Consider the following 411-nt stretch of genomic DNA (forward strand, 5'->3'; position numbering starts at 1 on the left):
GGCTGCACTTCCGCTCGAGGGTCGGGGAGGTCCTGGACCATGATGCGCGCGGCCCCGCTGTACGTGGTCTCTCCGCTGTCCGGATCGACCACGTCATACGTGAACCGCAAGATCTCGTCGGTGCGGCTTGCCTTGGCCACCAGAATGGCCAGGGGCAGGGACTGGTGATACAGCTCCCCGTGCGGGGAAGTGATGCTGATCTGTAGTTCGTTGCCGTCCACCCACACGCTCGGCTCAGTCACTGGAAGGTTCCTCCCTCGTTCACGGGAATTCGATCTCCACATCATCGCCCTCGAACTGGATGCCCGGTTCCTCGGGCACGTTGTGCGCCTGCGCGGTGCCGCTCTGGAAGACGTCCGCGGCGGCCTCGGGGCCGGCCGTGGCCCACGTGCGGATCACGCGGGCCATGAC

At 66.2% G+C, this 411-nt stretch carries 1 protein-coding gene; it reads right to left on the minus strand.

The features are described 5' to 3' along the window. Nucleotides 1-242, minus strand: a 242-nt coding sequence (locus OO70_RS50750) for a hypothetical protein (RefSeq protein ID WP_043688434.1), incomplete at its 3' end; no start/stop codon positions are given. Between the last annotated feature and the right edge of the window lie 169 nt (nucleotides 243-411).

This window comes from Streptomyces xylophagus (assembly GCF_000716435.1).
Classification (GTDB): domain Bacteria; phylum Actinomycetota; class Actinomycetes; order Streptomycetales; family Streptomycetaceae; genus Streptomyces; species Streptomyces xylophagus.